The sequence below is a fragment of the Peribacillus sp. NPDC060253 genome (genome assembly GCF_042727425.1).
Classification (GTDB): Bacteria; Bacillota; Bacilli; order Bacillales; family DSM-1321; genus Peribacillus.
Map to the genome: position 1 here is coordinate 1 of NZ_JBHXAS010000027.1, position 15169 is coordinate 15169.

A 15169-nucleotide genomic window follows, 5' to 3' on the forward strand; every position below is an offset into this window, starting at 1 on the left:
ATTAGCTCCGGTTTCCCGAAGTTATCCCAGTCTTATAGGCAGGTTGCCCACGTGTTACTCACCCGTCCGCCGCTAATCTCAGGGAGCAAGCTCCCATCGATTCGCTCGACTTGCATGTATTAGGCACGCCGCCAGCGTTCGTCCTGAGCCAGGATCAAACTCTCCGAAGAAATGTTTGACTTGCTCATTTTGCTTTTTTGATAGTGTGTGCTCACTTAAAATTTAACGTTGGCGCTTTGTTTTGTTCAGTTTTCAAAGAGCAATGTCTTTCGAAACAGCTTATTTATAATAACATTTTTCATTACTCGAAGTCAACAACTTTTTAAAACTTTTTTTAAGTTTGTAATTTGTTTGCAACTCGTTCGTAAGGACAGATATAAATATAACACCATTACGTTAACTGCGCAATACCTTTTATTAAGTTTTTTGAGATAATATTAATTTTCTTTCAAACCTTAGAATCCAATCGATTAAAAGGCATGAAATTATAATTAAAAAACAAAAACCGAATTGAACTTCCCGAGATCATGAGCTACGCCCAAAGAATCCCAGTCGTTCAAATTCGGTCCTGCAATCATTACTCATCTTGCATTATTAACGATGTCTCATTAACGGGAATAACAGAACATCACGTATAGAAGGAGAATTGGTCAATAGCATAACCAGACGGTCAACACCAATTCCCAATCCGCCTGTTGGCGGCATTCCATATTCTAAAGCTTCCAAGAAATCCTCATCCATTTCATGAGCTTCATCGTTACCTTGCTCCCGTTCTTTTAATTGAGCTTCAAACCGTTGACGTTGATCAATAGGGTCATTAAGTTCCGTGAAGGCATTCGCATGCTCCCTACCCACTATGAATAACTCAAAACGATCTGTGAAACGGGAATCTTCAGGATTCTTCTTAGCTAACGGAGAAATTTCCACTGGATGTCCATAGATGAATGTAGGCTGAATTAATTTGTCTTCTACCTTCTGTTCAAAGAATTCATTCACTATATGACCAAACTCCATGGATTCCTTAATTTCAATCCCGTTTTCTTTAGCAAGCTGCTGAGCTTCTTCTTTACTCATTTGAGCCCAGAAGTCCACACCTGTGTATTCTTTAACGGCGTCAACCATGTGAAGTCTTTTCCATTCCGGTTTTAGCTCTATCTCGTATTCCCCATACTGGATCGTAGTCGTCCCCAGGACCTCTTGAGCTATATGAGCAATCAGGTTTTCCGTTAAACTCATGATATCCTTATAATCTGCATAAGCCTCGTATAATTCAATCAATGTGAATTCCGGATTGTGTCTTGTAGATACTCCTTCATTCCTGAAAACCCGGCCAATCTCATAAACTTTCTCTAATCCGCCAACGATTAAGCGTTTTAGATGAAGCTCGATCGCAATCCTTAAATTCAAAGGCATATCCAGGGCATTATGGTGAGTAAGGAAAGGGCGTGCAGCAGCTCCACCAGCAACAGAGTGCAATAGTGGCGTCTCCACTTCCAGGTATCCTTGATCATCCAAATATCGTCTCATAGCTTGAACAATACGACTGCGCATGATCAACGTGTTTTTACTTTCCTCATTTGTAATTAAATCCACATAACGTTTCCGATATCGCTCTTCAACATCCTTTAAACCATGAAATTTATCAGGCAGCGGACGAAGGGCTTTTGCAAGGAACACATAGTCCTTCGCTTTAATGGATAGTTCCCCAACTTTTGTTTTGAAAATAACACCAGTGATCCCTACGATATCCCCAAGATCCGTTTGGTTGAAAATTCGGTATGAATCTTCACCTATTTTATCTAAACGAACGTAGATTTGGATTTGACCGCTTATATCCTGAATATGGGCAAATCCCGCTTTCCCTTTACCGCGCTTGGTCATGACACGGCCAGCAATCGTAACCTCAATTTCTTTTTCCTCAAGGTCTTCCTTTTCTAATTCCCCATAGGCACTGACTATCTCCAGAGTTGTATGGGTGCGCTCGAATCTGCTCCCAAAAGGGTCTTGTCCATTATCAATCATGGTCTGCATTTTATCGCGTCTTACCTGCAGTTGGTCATTCAATTCTTCATGACTCACGAAAATCATCTCCATCTTTATTAATAAAAGCCTTATATAATTAATCAATATTTCTTTTACATACTTATTTATTCTTACATAAAGTACAGGAATTCAACAGCTTTTTATCTTAAAATCTTGTTTATGTACATATAAAAACTGCCAGGATTACTGGCAGTTCAAGATAAGCGTATTATAGGAAAACAGGAAGGTAATGTCAAACATCAGACCATTTGGATATTCTGTTGCTTCGCTTCAATATCATCAACAAGTCCATAAAGAAGACTTACAACATCTTCCCTTGTTTCACAATCATTAATCCCCTTACGACCCTTAGCATTCCCTTTAACACCTTTTAAATACCAAGAAGCATGCTTACGCATTTCACGAACGGCGACATTTTCATTCTTCAATGCAATTAGACGATCCATGTGAAGAACACAAACATCCATCTTTTCACGAACAGAAGGTTCATCCATCAGTTGTCCGGTTTCTAAATATTTAACAGTCCGGTACATCATCCATGGGTTACCTAGAGCAGCACGGCCGATCATGACTCCGTCAACACCTGTTTCTTTCAACATTCTTTCGGCATCCTGTGGAGTTTCCACATCACCGTTCCCGATAAGAGGAATATTGATCGATTTCTTCACTTCACGAATGATGTCCCAGTTAGCCTTTCCTTCATACATTTGCACTCGAGTTCTGCCATGCATGGAAACAGCTTTTCCACCTGCGCGTTCAACAGCCTGGGCATTTTGAATGGCAAAGACATGCTCTTCATCCCAGCCAATGCGCATTTTCACAGTCACCGGCTTTTCAACGGCATCGACCACTGCTGAAACCATTTCATAAATCTTATTCGGATCGAGAAGCCACTTCGCCCCTGCGTCACATTTAGTGATCTTAGGGACAGGGCAACCCATGTTGATATCAATGATATCAGCAGTTGTATTTTTATCTACGAATTGTGCAGCTTCCACCAAAGTTTTTTTTTCACCGCCAAAGATTTGTAAGCTTAACGGCTTTTCTCTTTCATCTATATAAAGCATATTCATCGTTCTAGCATTTTGAAGAACGATTCCCTTATCACTGACCATCTCCGCACAAACTAGACCAGCACCAAATTCCTTGACGGTCAAGCGAAATGCCGAGTTACAGACTCCTGCCATCGGTGCTAGCACAACCGGATTCTTCATTTCTATATCGCCTATTTTTAACACGTTGGACCTCCTATAACATTCTTTCATTTATCCTCAGGTGGTTGAAGCTCCTCAATGGAAACATGGAGTATTTCCGCCACCTCCAGTAAAAATGCTTCCGAGGGGTTGCGATTACCTCGTTCAACTTCTCCCAGCAAAGAAACGGATACACCTATTTCTTTCGCAAAACCTTCCTGGGTATAACCCTTTAACTTTCGAAAAGCGCGAATACGCCTTCCCCATTTTTCGCCTTCCATAATCGAACTCCTTCTTTATCCGAAATCTGTTCAAACAGGTCGCTCAAAGGTGTATGCATTTGCGGAAGTATAATATCAGGGTCCACTTCCATTAAAGGCACGATAACAAAAGCCCTCTCGTGCATACGAGGGTGCGGGACTGAAAGAATCTCTGTCTCAATATTTTCATGATTATATAACAAAATGTCAAGGTCTAAAGTACGGGGACCCCACCTAATTTCCCTTTTTCTCCCAAATTCTTGTTCAATTTGCATACAAGCGTGAAGTAACTCTTCTGGTTCTAAATCCGTTTCCACTTTAAGAACAGCATTCAAAAAGCAGTCCTGGTCTGTGTATCCAATCGGTTCTGTTTCATATAAAGACGAGCAGGCAACCAACTTGATGGACGGGTTTTCAGCTAATAATTGGAAAGCTTCCTGAAATGTATCAAGGCGATTCCCCAAGTTCGATCCAATTGAAAGGTAAGCAATATTCACCACAATCAGCGTCCCCTTACAATCTCTATAGCAACCGAGTCATAGTGCCCTGCTATAGGTGGATCTGGTTTATAAACCTTCACGGTGCATTTCTCGATTGAAGAATACTTATTAAGTAATTCCGAGGCAATCTTTTCAGCGACCGCCTCCACTAACTTATAAGGTTCACCCTCAACAACGCTTTTACACACTTCATATAACTCGCCATAATTAATGGAGTCCTCGAGCTTGTCACTCTTCCCTGCCTTGGCTAAGTCAGTCTCAACGATCAGGTCCACTTTAAACCGTTGCCCAAGCTTCGTTTCTTCCGGAAAAACCCCATGATAACCGTAAAACTCCATTTTATTCACAAATATCTTATCCATTTCATTCACCTTTTCCTAAAAGAGCATCCATCATCTTTGCAGTCCGTGACATTTCCTTTACATCATGCACACGAACCATTTGACAGCCTTGCTGAATTCCATGGCAGATTGTAGCGGCAGTGCCTTCCATCCGCTCATTAGGCGGCAAATCAAGGACATGTCCAATCATGGACTTTCTTGATGTAGCAAGTAACACGGGATAGCCTAATGATACCAGCTTATCAAGATTCCTCATCATTTCCAAATTTAACTTTAGGTCCTTCGCAAACCCAATGCCTGGATCGAGGATGATGTTTTCCTCCTTGACTCCTGCATCCTTTACCAACAAAATGCTTTCGTATAAATCTTGAAAGACATCCCGAACGAAATGTCCGTACTCCATATTATCCCTGTTATGCATCAGAATAATCGGCACCCCATATTCCGCTGCAACCTTAGCCATCAAGGAATCTGCTTTCCCGCCCCAAATATCATTTAATATATGGGCTCCTGCTTTTACCGCCTCTTCTGCTACTCTTGATTTATACGTATCGATAGATATAGGCACCTCAATATTACGGGAAATCGCTTCGATTATCGGGGCAACTCTTTCGATTTCCTCCTCATCCGATATCCTCTCATAATTTGGACGGGTGGACTCTCCGCCTATATCCAAAATATCCGCTCCGTCGTTGACCATCCGTTCAGCGTGCTTCAAAGCAGCATCTACCCTATTATATTTCCCTCCATCTGAAAAAGAGTCCGGCGTAACATTCAAAATCCCCATAATCAATGTTTTCTTGCTGTAATCCAATTCAAATGAACCGCATGTTATTTTTGACGCTTCAGCTAATGACATCCATCGTTCTCCTTCTCCTAATGAAATCTATATATACGAGTTTACCCATTTACATAGGTTAAGTGCAAGCTACATCAAGAATGGGAACACTCTTTAAAACTTTTCTACATAAAGAAAAACAAAGCCCCTAGGGACTTTGCTTCTCGTTTAAAGCATGGTCTTACTCAAAGTTATATAATGGCGTACTTAAGTATCGCTCACCATTACTTGGTATGATAGCAAGGACTTTTTTGCCTTTTCCCAGTTTTTCAGCTACTTTAATAGCCGCAGCAATTGCGCCTCCAGAAGAAATACCACCGAGGATTCCTTCCTCTTTAGCTGCTCGGCGAGCGTAATCGAACGATTCCTCTGTATTGACCTGAATGATTTCGTCATAGAGATCTGTATTTAAAATACTTGGGATGAAGCCTGCACCGATTCCTTGAATTTTATGCGGCCCAGGGGTTCCACCGGATAATACAGGAGAATCCGCAGGCTCAACAGCGTAAATTTTAATGTCAGGATATTTTTCACGTAAAACTTCACCAGCACCTGTAATCGTTCCTCCAGTACCGATTCCGGCAACGAATGCATCCAGACCTTCTTCACCAAAGGCTTCAACGATTTCAGGACCTGTCGTGTTACGATGAACTTCAGGGTTGGCTTCATTCTCGAATTGTTGAGGAATAAAGTAGCCTTTTTCTTTAGACAACTCTGTAGCCTTGGCGATTGCACCTTTCATTCCTTCAGGTCCAGGTGTAAGAACTAAATCTGCCCCATAAGCACGAAGCAAGTTACGGCGTTCCAAGCTCATTGTCTCAGGCATAACAAGGATTGATTTGTAGCCTTTTGCTGCAGCTACCATGGCAAGTCCTATTCCAGTGTTTCCGCTTGTAGGTTCGATGATCGTATCTCCCGGCTTAAGGTTGCCGTTTTTCTCTGCTGCTTCGATCATCGCAAGGGCGATACGGTCTTTTACACTGCTCCCCGGGTTAAAGTACTCAAGTTTCAAATAAATATCTGCGCTGTTTTCATTTTGAAGCTTGTTTAACTTCACGATAGGTGTTTGTCCAATTAAATCAATTACAGAATTAGCTATACGTGCCATTTTCTCCACTCCTTATCATTTCAATGCCGAGTATGTTTATTGGTTTTATAAATTAAAGTTACCAGTTTTAATAGTTCATTGTCAATGATTATCTATTATATTCTAAATATTCTCACACATCCAATGACCTATTTTTGTTCTTTCATTCCGTAAAACCATTCTACATCGAATTCGTCCCAGAAAATCTTCCCGGATACCGGTGCCTGAATCTGTTCAAGAGCTATTTGGCGGTGAATCTTATCTTTAACTTCTTCATACTTATACTGCTCGCCCTCTATCTTCTCATGCAGATAGAGAACCGCCCAGCCATCATCCGTTTGCACTGGATCACTCCACTTGTTCACCTGTAATTTTTCAGCAGCTGTAATATATTCCTTGGATACTTGCTCGTTATCCTGAGAAATATAACCCATGTCGCCTCCCTGGTTGGCAGTGAATTCATCAAGGGACTTTTCCATCGCTAAGACATTAAAGGAGACACCCTTCTCCAATTCACGTATGATTTGGTCCGCTTGCTTTTTTGTAGCCAAAGTAATATGGGAGATATGATATGTAGTAGGGATTCGATAGATATCCTTATTATTATCATAATATTTCTGCATGGCCGTATCCGAGACCGAAACGTCCTTGGTGAGGAGCTTCTCAAGCAGGAGGCTCGACTCAATTTCCTGCCTCAATTGACCAGCGCTTTTATTAAGAGTCTGGCCGGCAGTACCATACATCGTTTTCATCATTTTAAGTTCTCGATCAACCTCTTTTTCTGAAATTTTCACTTTGTATTTTTCTGCTGCCTGTTTCACTACCTCTTTATCAACCATATCCTCAAGTACATCTTCCCCATATCTCTTTTCGAGCTCATTAATCCACGCTTCCCGGGAAATATCCTTAGATCCAACCTTTGCAGCCGTTTCTTCTCCCATAACGGATTTCGAGATGATTAATGGTTTTATGACAAAGATCATGATAGTCAATAGGTTCAAGAAGGCAAGGCCGGCAATAATCGCCCGAAGCTTTTGTTTAGGCAAAACCCTTTTCCCCCGTCAATTATTTTTTGGTTTCCGCTTCTAGTTCCTCTAGGTCTTCTTTCGAGAATTGGTAGGTCTCATTACAAAAATGGCATTGCGCCTCTGCTTGTCCCTCTGTCTCTATAATATCCCGAATCTCCTCTTGTCCAAGGCTGATCAATGCATTGGCAATTCTCTCCCTTGAGCATTGACAAGAAAACTCGACATCCATTTTTTCTAAAATATTCACATTTCCCTCACCTAAAATCTCCGTTAAGATTTCCTCAGGAGTCAGGCCATTTTGAATCATTTTAGAGACAGGAGCTATCGTGCTTAGCCTATTTTCGATTTTCGAAATCGTTTCATCTGATGTACCAGGCATCAATTGAATGATGAATCCGCCTGCTGCAAGGATCGAGTTATCAGGGTTCACGAGGACCCCAACTCCCACTGAAGAAGGCACCTGTTCGGAAGTTGCAAAGTAATACGTGAAATCTTCCCCTAATTCTCCAGAAACAAGCGGTACTTGTCCTGAAAAGTGGTCACGCAGACCAATATCTTTCACAACAGTCATCAATCCATCAGTACCTACTGCTTTCCTTACATCCAACTTTCCTTGTTCATTCAAATCAAAATGGGTTTGCGGGTGAGTGACATACCCGCGAACTTCACCCTTTGCATTGCTATCGACCAGGATGGACCCAATCGGACCTCCGCCCTCGATTTTGATCGTCAGCTTTTCTTCACCTTTCAACATGCCGCCCATCATTACGCCAGCCGTCATTGCGCGCCCAAGGGCAGCGGAAGCAGTAGGCCATGTATAATGGCGACGCTGGGCTTCCCCTACGGTATCCGTTGTTGAAACAGCATATGCCCGAACCTGTCCTTCATAGCCTAATGCCTTTATCAAATAATCCTTCATTTATTGTGCTCCTTCCATGCTGTGTATTCCTTCTTTTTACTTCTTCACTTGCTCACGATTGCGTTTATAAATCAACTGCAATCCCTTTAATGTCAAAAATGGTTCAACAACGTCAATCACTGTAGACTCATTAGCAATTAAGGTTGCTAATCCGCCTGTCGCTATTACCGTTGGTTCTAGATTACTTTGCTCCTTAATACGATTAACGATTCCTTCCACTTGTCCAACGTACCCATACAAAATACCAGCCTGCATGGCGGATACCGTATTTTTCCCAATGATTCCTTCGGGTCTGCTGATTTCTATTCTTGGAAGTTTTGCCGCTTTTGAATAAAGGGCTTCTGTAGAAATGTTAATACCAGGGGCAATGGCTCCGCCCATGTATTGTTTATCCTCATTTATATAGCAATATGTCGTGGCCGTGCCAAAATCCACGATAATGAGAGGGCTTCCATATTCCTGAATGCCCGCAACAGCATTAACGATTCGGTCAGCCCCCACTTCACGGGGATTTTCATATTTAATATTCAATCCAGTTTTTATTCCAGGTCCCACTATAAGTGGTTTTATGCCAAAGTACTTTTTGCACATGCGTTCAAGCGCAAACATGATTGGCGGAACTACCGAAGAAATTATGATTCCATCAAATTGATCAAACGAAAGACCTTCATGTTGCAGCAAAGACTTTATGACCATTCCATACTCATCTTCTGTCTTATGACGGCTGGTCTCAATTCGCCAATGATATTTTAAAATATCTTCATCGTATACGCCTAATACAGTATTTGTATTCCCAACATCCAATACAAAAATCATCGCTTCATCACTCCGGTAATTTATTCTCCAACATCATACCACACTGTGTATTTCCCACGCTATTAGTCACACTTTTCGAAAGGTAAAAAAATCCCAGCCTCCTTTTCTTGTGTACCCAAATTCATTTATGGGTTAAGAAAAGGGTATTTCCGAGGCGGAAATACCCTTTTGATTAGTCAGCTTAAGACTTTTTATTGTCATCTTCGTTCGGGAAGGAAAGCGGCTGATCTTGAGGTGTACCTTCTTTGATTGGAGGAGTATTCAATCCTTCCTCCGTTATTTCAAGGTCCTCAGGTCCTCTCTTATCCAATGGATCTAAAAGGGCCTCTTTTTCTTCCTTCTTCGTATTGATGTTCACCTTAACATTCTCATCGGTGGTTAAATTCCCATTCAGAGCGGCATAATCACGTTCTGGCAATTTACCGTTATGGAATAAACTTTGGATTTGATCTGCATCAAGTGTTTCCACTTCAAGCAAGGTTTTAGCAACCAAATCAAGTTTTTCACGATTTTCAGTAAGTATCGTCTTACATCTTTCGTAAGCTTCCCTGATGATACGTTGAATTTCAAGATCTATTTCATATGCTATTGCATCTGAATAATTTTGATCATTGTTGAAATCGCGGCCTAGGAAAACCTGACCTTGAGAATTACCGAATTGAAGAGGTCCAAGCTTACTCATACCATATTCCATAACCATGCTGCGAGCTATGCCCGTTGCACGTTGGAAGTCATTATGTGCACCAGTACTCACTTCTCCGAATGTAACTTCTTCGGATACACGGCCACCCAAAAGTCCTACGATTTTATCTTTCAGTTCAGGCTCCGTCATGAAGAAACGATCTTCTTTAGGCAGCATCACTGCATAACCGCCAGCTTGACCACGAGGGACAATCGTAACTTTATGAACGACTTCGGCATCATCCAAAACCAACCCAATAATGGTATGGCCCGCTTCATGCCATGCTACAATATTCCGTTCCTTTTTGGAAATGACACGGTTTTTCTTAGCAGGTCCCGCGATAACGCGATCTGAAGCTTCATCCAAATCGGACATATCGATCTTCTTCTTATCTTGACGAGCAGCTACAAGTGCTGCTTCATTCAGTAAGTTTTCAAGATCTGCACCAGAAAAACCAGGTGTACGCTGAGCGATCGCTTTCAAATCGACAGTTTCTGCTAAAGGTTTATTACGTGCATGCACTTTCAGTACTTCTTCACGGCCTTTTACATCAGGGCGGCCTACCGTAATCTGACGGTCAAATCGTCCTGGACGCAATAATGCCGGATCCAATACATCGGCACGGTTAGTTGCGGCAATGATAATGATTCCTTCATTCCCACCGAAACCATCCATTTCTACAAGCAGTTGGTTCAATGTTTGTTCACGTTCATCGTGACCGCCACCAAGACCTGCGCCACGTTGGCGTCCGACTGCATCAATTTCATCGATAAAGATGATACATGGTGCATTTTTCTTAGCATTTTCAAACAAATCACGAACACGAGATGCACCGACACCTACAAACATTTCAACAAAATCAGAACCACTGATTGAGAAGAAAGGAGTACCGGCTTCACCAGCTACTGCCCTTGCAAGTAAAGTTTTACCTGTACCAGGGGGCCCAACTAAAAGTACCCCTTTAGGAATACGGGCTCCGAGCTCGGCATATTTGCGAGGATCTTTTAAGAATTCAACGACCTCGACAAGTTCCTGCTTTTCTTCGTCCGCTCCGGCTACATCATTGAAGCGCACTTTTTTCTTATCATCATTATACAATTTCGCCTTACTTTTCCCGAAGTTCATGACGCGGCCACCACCGCCACCTTGAGCTTGGTTAAGTAAAAAGAAGAAGAGAATAAAAATGATTACAAATGGAATGATGGAAGTGAAAAATGTCACCCAGCCACTTGTCTTTTCTGGAGGTTCAACAGTGATGATGTCTTTACCCAACTTAGTTACGGCATCATTGATTCGACTTTGCGAATATTCACTGAATGGTACGTACGTCACAAAGTATTTGTTTTCCTCATAACCTTTGAGCTTCCCTGTAATTTCAAATACACTGCTTTCGGGCTGCATCGTAAGTGATGTAACGTCCCCACTCTCCAAATGCTTATAGAATTCATCTTGGGTCATTTTCTCTGTTGGTTCATTGTTATTATTAAAGATGCTTACAATCCCAATGATGACCAAAAAGATCAGTAAATAAAATATCGTATTACGGAAGATCCGATTCATCCCTTACCTCCTCCCACGGGTAAACAAACTATAGTAAATACTATCATACAAAATTAATGAATTACAATAATTTAACACCGCTGTTTTTATCTGGTCTTTTCTTTCAAACAGGTACGATTAATTCGAGTAAATTTCCGGCTTCAATATGCCAATATACGGGAGATTACGATATTTTTCTGCAAAATCCAGACCATATCCGACAACAAATGCATCCGGAACGATAAATCCAGCATAGTCCGGAGTTATATCCGCTTTCCTGCCTGTTGGTTTATCCAATAAGGTAACGATTTTAATTGATTTTGCTTTTCTATAACGGAAAAGTTCCGCAAGATAGCTAAGCGTTAATCCGCTGTCGATAATATCTTCGATGATTAAAATATCTCGGCCTTCAACTGATGCATCAAGATCTTTGATGATTTTTACTTCACCGGAAGAAACAGTGGAGTTACCATAGCTTGAAACATCCATAAAGTCCATTTCAAGATGTGTATCCACACGTTTCAGTAAATCAGACATGAATGGCATGGCACCTTTTAACACTCCGATAGCGAGCGGAAACTTACCTTGATAGTCAGATTCAATCTGCGCACCCAATTCCCTGATTTTTTTTTGAAGGTCTTCCTCGGTTATTAACACTTTTTCAATATCGTTTTGCATGGTCATTGTAATTAATTGCCCCCCATGAAGAATTAAGCTTTATTATATTCTAAGTAAATTAAACATGTTTCATCAGAAATCATTTCCGGCTCAACATTCGATTTCTTTAAACCAGGAAGCCAAACGGCAGTCCCAGCTTGATCGACGATTACCGGCCACGCATTTCTTTCTAGCATCGGGATTTTTTCATTTATAAAAATCTCCTTCAACTTCTTCGTTCCACCTAATCCCTTTACTGCCATCCGTTCGCCTTCATGCCTGGTTCGGACTGTAAGCGGAAACTGAACAGCTGATTCAGGAAGTATAAAAGAATGATTTCCTCTAAGTTCCGGAATTTCTTCTTTTATATAGTGCGCTTTAATCTTATATCCATTCGGAAGAATAGTCTCACCGGGAATTTGTAATTTCAAGGAATATTCATGGCTTTTTTGCCGAAAAAATCTAAAGGTGCAAATATGATATGATTTTTCCGCAATAAGGCCCTCCGGAAGATGCAATTCTGCAGATGGCTGAGGATTTAAAAACAAAACTAAAAGTTGATCAATATGTAATGCCGAAAGCGATGACGGTTTCTCCAAATAAAGATAGTTTAATATTAGTTGAATCGCTCTTCTTTGTAAAGGTTTAGGCATCGCAAGAACCTCATCAATCTGAATAACCGCTTGATCTTTATCTTGTTGGATCCAAACCTCGGACATTTTGCTTGAAACCAGGGTCTGAAAAAACTCCTCATCTTCATAAAGCTCTTCACTGAATCGTTGAAAATGCTCATGAACCTTTCCATTTTCTTTCTTTAAAAATGGAAGAACGGCATGTCTAAACCGATTTCTTACATAGTCATCTTTTTCATTGCTCGGATCAAACCTTGGTTCAATATTATGGAGGTCCGCATATTCGATAATTTGGCCTTTCGTGATGTCAAGGAAAGGCCTGATCAGATGGCCGGTATGGAAACGTCTCTTTATGGGAATGCCTGCTCTCGCCTTGCCTGTCGCCCCTCTTGTTAATCTCATGAGCATCGTTTCGATTTGGTCATCTCCATGATGTCCCAGCACAAGAGTGGCGGCTTGATGCTTATCCATCATTTCTTCATAGAAAGCAAAACGTAACTTTCTTGATGTTATTTGTGAGCTTTCCCCTGTCTGTTCCATCCGGGCAGGGACATCAATCCTTTTTCCTTCAAACTTGATGTCCCACTGTTCACAAATTTGTTCTACATATTTATAATCCTCATATGATTCTTCGCCGCGAAACATATGATCAACACTTGCAACGATCATTTCGTAATGAAAACGAGATTGAAATTCCTTCAGGATATGGAGAAGCACCAACGAATCCGGTCCACCGGAAACGCCTATGAGCAACTTCGAGTTTTCCTGAATTAATTCGTTTCTATAAATGGTGTTCAGAACTTTTTCCTTTAACATACAATCTTCCTTCTTTATGGACAGTTATTAGTTATACGATTCAAACATGAAATGGTTTCAATTATTCCATGGAATTCGTGTATTAACTATATCATAACAACTGTTCATATATGTAAAGAACGTAGAGCATCGATATTATGGCAACAAGCAAAAAAGTTTCAAAAAACCCTCCCCTCTTATTTTTAGAATGGTTTTGGGACCTTCTTGCTTGTCTTGTTGTGGGCTGTCTTGTCGTAGGCTGCCTTGTTGCTGCCTGACTCGTACCCTTTTTCTTCGAGTGATTTTGCTTACTTAGCACAGTGACTAGATCCTCCCGCATTTGAATAGCTGTATCGTACTGCCCTTGCAGCGCTTTCTCCAACATCTTTCTATATGGGAGCAATTCCTTTTTTTGCTTAATCAAGTCGTTAAGCTGTCTATACCCCTCCCCGTTCTTATGAAAACGTCCAGGATAGGCTGAATTGATGATAATCATCCCTACCGCGAACAAGTCATATTGCGGATCTGCCTTTCTCGATCCTAGTCCCCAGTAACCTCTGTCAAAGAACTCGGTGAACTCTTTAACAGATCGGCCAATTAAAGTCGTTCCACCTACATCCACGCAACGCACTTTGTAGGCTGGTGAAGTCACGATCAAATTCTCAGGTTTTAAATCGCCGAATACCCAGCCATTTGTATGCAAGGCAGACAAACTGGTTAATAGTTGAAGCATTAAGACACCAATCCACGATGACCCTTTCTTTTCAATGAAACGCAAAAAATCGTGTCCATGGATGTACTCCATGACATAAAAAGGCAGCTGCTTTCCAGTTTTGATGAAATCGTCCGCTTCCAAAAAGGAAGGCCCAAGGGTAGACCCCTGGACCTTTGAAAAGGATTTTAGGATATTCATCTCCGAAATAATGGACGTCCCATTATCACTGAGCTTTAAAGCATAATGACGATTTTCTCTTTCCACCAAGTAGACGATCCCGTTCGCTCCACACCCCAATTCCTTAATTATTTTGTACTGGTTTTTATTCCACTTTCCAGTGACCAGACTGCCAGCCAGGAGTTTACATTGATTCCTCAAAGTATTGTTCATCATCATGTGATAACAATCCCCTCAATGAACGTTTTTTATTGAAATATGTTAATGCCTCACGAATGGCTGGACCTGTCGGAGTAAGTCCCCCTGTACTAAGCTTAGGAAAAGTTGCTGTCAATGCTTCAAGGTTCGGGGTCCAATCTAGCAACTTTTCCACATCATTTCTTTTCCCAGGAAATACGAATACGGAAAAACGGCTGTCACCCATTCTTGCATTCATACTAAGGGAAAGGTCTAATAAGGAATCTTTTACGGTAGGGAGCTTATGTTTCATGCTTGCACTTGTATCAACAAGGATCAGCACTTCTAGCTTGCTTGTTTCCCCAAGCTCATCGACCACCTCCATCACTTCTCCCCGCTTTTCGGGCGGGAGATCCTCCATCGTTCTTGAATCCCCTAATATTTGTTGAAGTTCACGATTGATAACTCCCTGTATAGTTTGAGTCATTGCCTTTTGGGTCACCATTTGGACGGTCTGTGACAGCTGCTGGGCATAGACAATTTGACTGACGCCACCTCCTGAATCAGCAATCTTTTCGATTTCCTTAAGTCCCTTTTCATCTATCACATCATTTTCCATGACACCTATGACATTGATGGTTATGCCTTGCTCCCTTGCTATTTCAGCCATGGCAGACGGCTCCTCACCATGATTTGAACATCCGTCGGTAATAAGCAAAATCTGCCTTAATGTTCCTGCTTTCATGTTTTGCTCTCCCTTCCTTTCAATC

General features: G+C 41.4%; 15 protein-coding genes and 1 rRNA gene. All 16 read right to left on the bottom strand.

What is annotated here, in order from left to right; genetic code table 11:
• Window positions 1–170 (bottom strand): 16S ribosomal RNA (locus ACFWE9_RS09600); the annotation flags it as partial.
• Window positions 171–594: 424 nt separating this feature from the next.
• Window positions 595–2094, bottom strand: a complete 1500-nt coding sequence (gene lysS, locus ACFWE9_RS09605; protein WP_377356579.1) for a lysine--tRNA ligase — start codon at window positions 2092–2094, stop codon at window positions 595–597.
• 188 nt (window positions 2095–2282) lie between these two features.
• Window positions 2283–3281 (bottom strand): tRNA dihydrouridine synthase DusB, encoded by a 999-nt coding sequence (gene dusB, locus ACFWE9_RS09610; protein ID WP_230162076.1) that lies wholly within the window; start codon window positions 3279–3281, stop codon window positions 2283–2285.
• Between the two features lie 23 nt (window positions 3282–3304).
• Window positions 3305–3517 (bottom strand): helix-turn-helix domain-containing protein, encoded by a 213-nt coding sequence (locus ACFWE9_RS09615; RefSeq protein WP_063235935.1) that lies wholly within the window; start codon window positions 3515–3517, stop codon window positions 3305–3307.
• Window positions 3469–3996: a 2-amino-4-hydroxy-6-hydroxymethyldihydropteridine diphosphokinase gene (folK, locus tag ACFWE9_RS09620; protein WP_230162073.1), complete on the bottom strand. Its 528-nt coding sequence runs from the start codon at window positions 3994–3996 to the stop codon at window positions 3469–3471. Before folK ends, ACFWE9_RS09615 begins: the two co-directional genes overlap by 49 nt.
• 2 nt (window positions 3997–3998) lie before the next feature.
• Complete coding sequence (folB, locus tag ACFWE9_RS09625; protein WP_230162072.1) at window positions 3999–4358, bottom strand: dihydroneopterin aldolase; 360 nt, start codon at window positions 4356–4358, stop codon at window positions 3999–4001.
• A gap of 1 nt (window position 4359) precedes the next feature.
• Complete coding sequence (gene folP / locus ACFWE9_RS09630) at window positions 4360–5196, bottom strand: dihydropteroate synthase (RefSeq protein WP_230162069.1); 837 nt, start codon at window positions 5194–5196, stop codon at window positions 4360–4362.
• A gap of 160 nt (window positions 5197–5356) precedes the next feature.
• A complete protein-coding gene (gene cysK / locus ACFWE9_RS09635; RefSeq protein ID WP_377356582.1) occupies window positions 5357–6283 on the bottom strand; it encodes a cysteine synthase A in 927 nt (308 codons plus the stop codon).
• Window positions 6284–6411: 128 nt separating this feature from the next.
• Entirely contained in the window at window positions 6412–7308 is an 897-nt protein-coding gene (locus tag ACFWE9_RS09640; protein WP_230162066.1) for a peptidylprolyl isomerase, read from the bottom strand.
• Window positions 7309–7327: 19 nt separating this feature from the next.
• Window positions 7328–8209 (bottom strand): Hsp33 family molecular chaperone HslO, encoded by an 882-nt coding sequence (gene hslO, locus ACFWE9_RS09645; protein ID WP_230162063.1) that lies wholly within the window; start codon window positions 8207–8209, stop codon window positions 7328–7330.
• A 36-nt stretch (window positions 8210–8245) separates the two neighbouring features.
• Entirely contained in the window at window positions 8246–9025 is a 780-nt protein-coding gene (locus ACFWE9_RS09650) for a type III pantothenate kinase (RefSeq protein WP_230162061.1), read from the bottom strand.
• Window positions 9026–9206: 181 nt separating this feature from the next.
• Window positions 9207–11267: an ATP-dependent zinc metalloprotease FtsH gene (gene ftsH / locus ACFWE9_RS09655; protein WP_230162059.1), complete on the bottom strand. Its 2061-nt coding sequence runs from the start codon at window positions 11265–11267 to the stop codon at window positions 9207–9209.
• A 117-nt stretch (window positions 11268–11384) separates the two neighbouring features.
• Window positions 11385–11924 (bottom strand): hypoxanthine phosphoribosyltransferase, encoded by a 540-nt coding sequence (hpt, locus tag ACFWE9_RS09660; protein WP_230162080.1) that lies wholly within the window; start codon window positions 11922–11924, stop codon window positions 11385–11387.
• Window positions 11925–11956: 32 nt separating this feature from the next.
• Window positions 11957–13351: a tRNA lysidine(34) synthetase TilS gene (tilS, locus tag ACFWE9_RS09665; RefSeq protein WP_377356585.1), complete on the bottom strand. Its 1395-nt coding sequence runs from the start codon at window positions 13349–13351 to the stop codon at window positions 11957–11959.
• Window positions 13352–13442: 91 nt separating this feature from the next.
• Window positions 13443–14441, bottom strand: coding sequence for a protein kinase domain-containing protein (locus ACFWE9_RS09670; RefSeq protein WP_356715329.1), 999 nt, complete (start codon window positions 14439–14441; stop codon window positions 13443–13445).
• Window positions 14407–15144, bottom strand: a complete 738-nt coding sequence (locus ACFWE9_RS09675) for a VWA domain-containing protein (protein ID WP_230162054.1) — start codon at window positions 15142–15144, stop codon at window positions 14407–14409. Before ACFWE9_RS09675 ends, ACFWE9_RS09670 begins: the two co-directional genes overlap by 35 nt.
• Window positions 15145–15169: the final 25 nt, after the last annotated feature.

Excerpts from the sequence above, each read along its gene's own strand:
- lysS (WP_377356579.1), bottom strand. The coding sequence starts at position 2,094 with ATGGAGATGATTTTCGTGAGTCATGAAGAATTGAATGACCAACTGCAG.
- ACFWE9_RS09615 (WP_063235935.1), bottom strand. The coding sequence starts at position 3,517 with ATGGAAGGCGAAAAATGGGGAAGGCGTATTCGCGCTTTTCGAAAGTTA.
- folB (WP_230162072.1), bottom strand. The coding sequence starts at position 4,358 with ATGGATAAGATATTTGTGAATAAAATGGAGTTTTACGGTTATCATGGG.
- folP (WP_230162069.1), bottom strand. The coding sequence starts at position 5,196 with ATGTCATTAGCTGAAGCGTCAAAAATAACATGCGGTTCATTTGAATTG.
- cysK (WP_377356582.1), bottom strand. The coding sequence starts at position 6,283 with ATGGCACGTATAGCTAATTCTGTAATTGATTTAATTGGACAAACACCT.
- hslO (WP_230162063.1), bottom strand. The coding sequence starts at position 8,209 with ATGAAGGATTATTTGATAAAGGCATTAGGCTATGAAGGACAGGTTCGG.
- ACFWE9_RS09650 (WP_230162061.1), bottom strand. The coding sequence starts at position 9,025 with ATGATTTTTGTATTGGATGTTGGGAATACAAATACTGTATTAGGCGTA.
- ftsH (WP_230162059.1), bottom strand. The coding sequence starts at position 11,267 with ATGAATCGGATCTTCCGTAATACGATATTTTATTTACTGATCTTTTTG.
- hpt (WP_230162080.1), bottom strand. The coding sequence starts at position 11,924 with ATGCAAAACGATATTGAAAAAGTGTTAATAACCGAGGAAGACCTTCAA.
- tilS (WP_377356585.1), bottom strand. The coding sequence starts at position 13,351 with ATGTTAAAGGAAAAAGTTCTGAACACCATTTATAGAAACGAATTAATT.
- ACFWE9_RS09670 (WP_356715329.1), bottom strand. The coding sequence starts at position 14,441 with ATGATGATGAACAATACTTTGAGGAATCAATGTAAACTCCTGGCTGGC.
- ACFWE9_RS09675 (WP_230162054.1), bottom strand. The coding sequence starts at position 15,144 with ATGAAAGCAGGAACATTAAGGCAGATTTTGCTTATTACCGACGGATGT.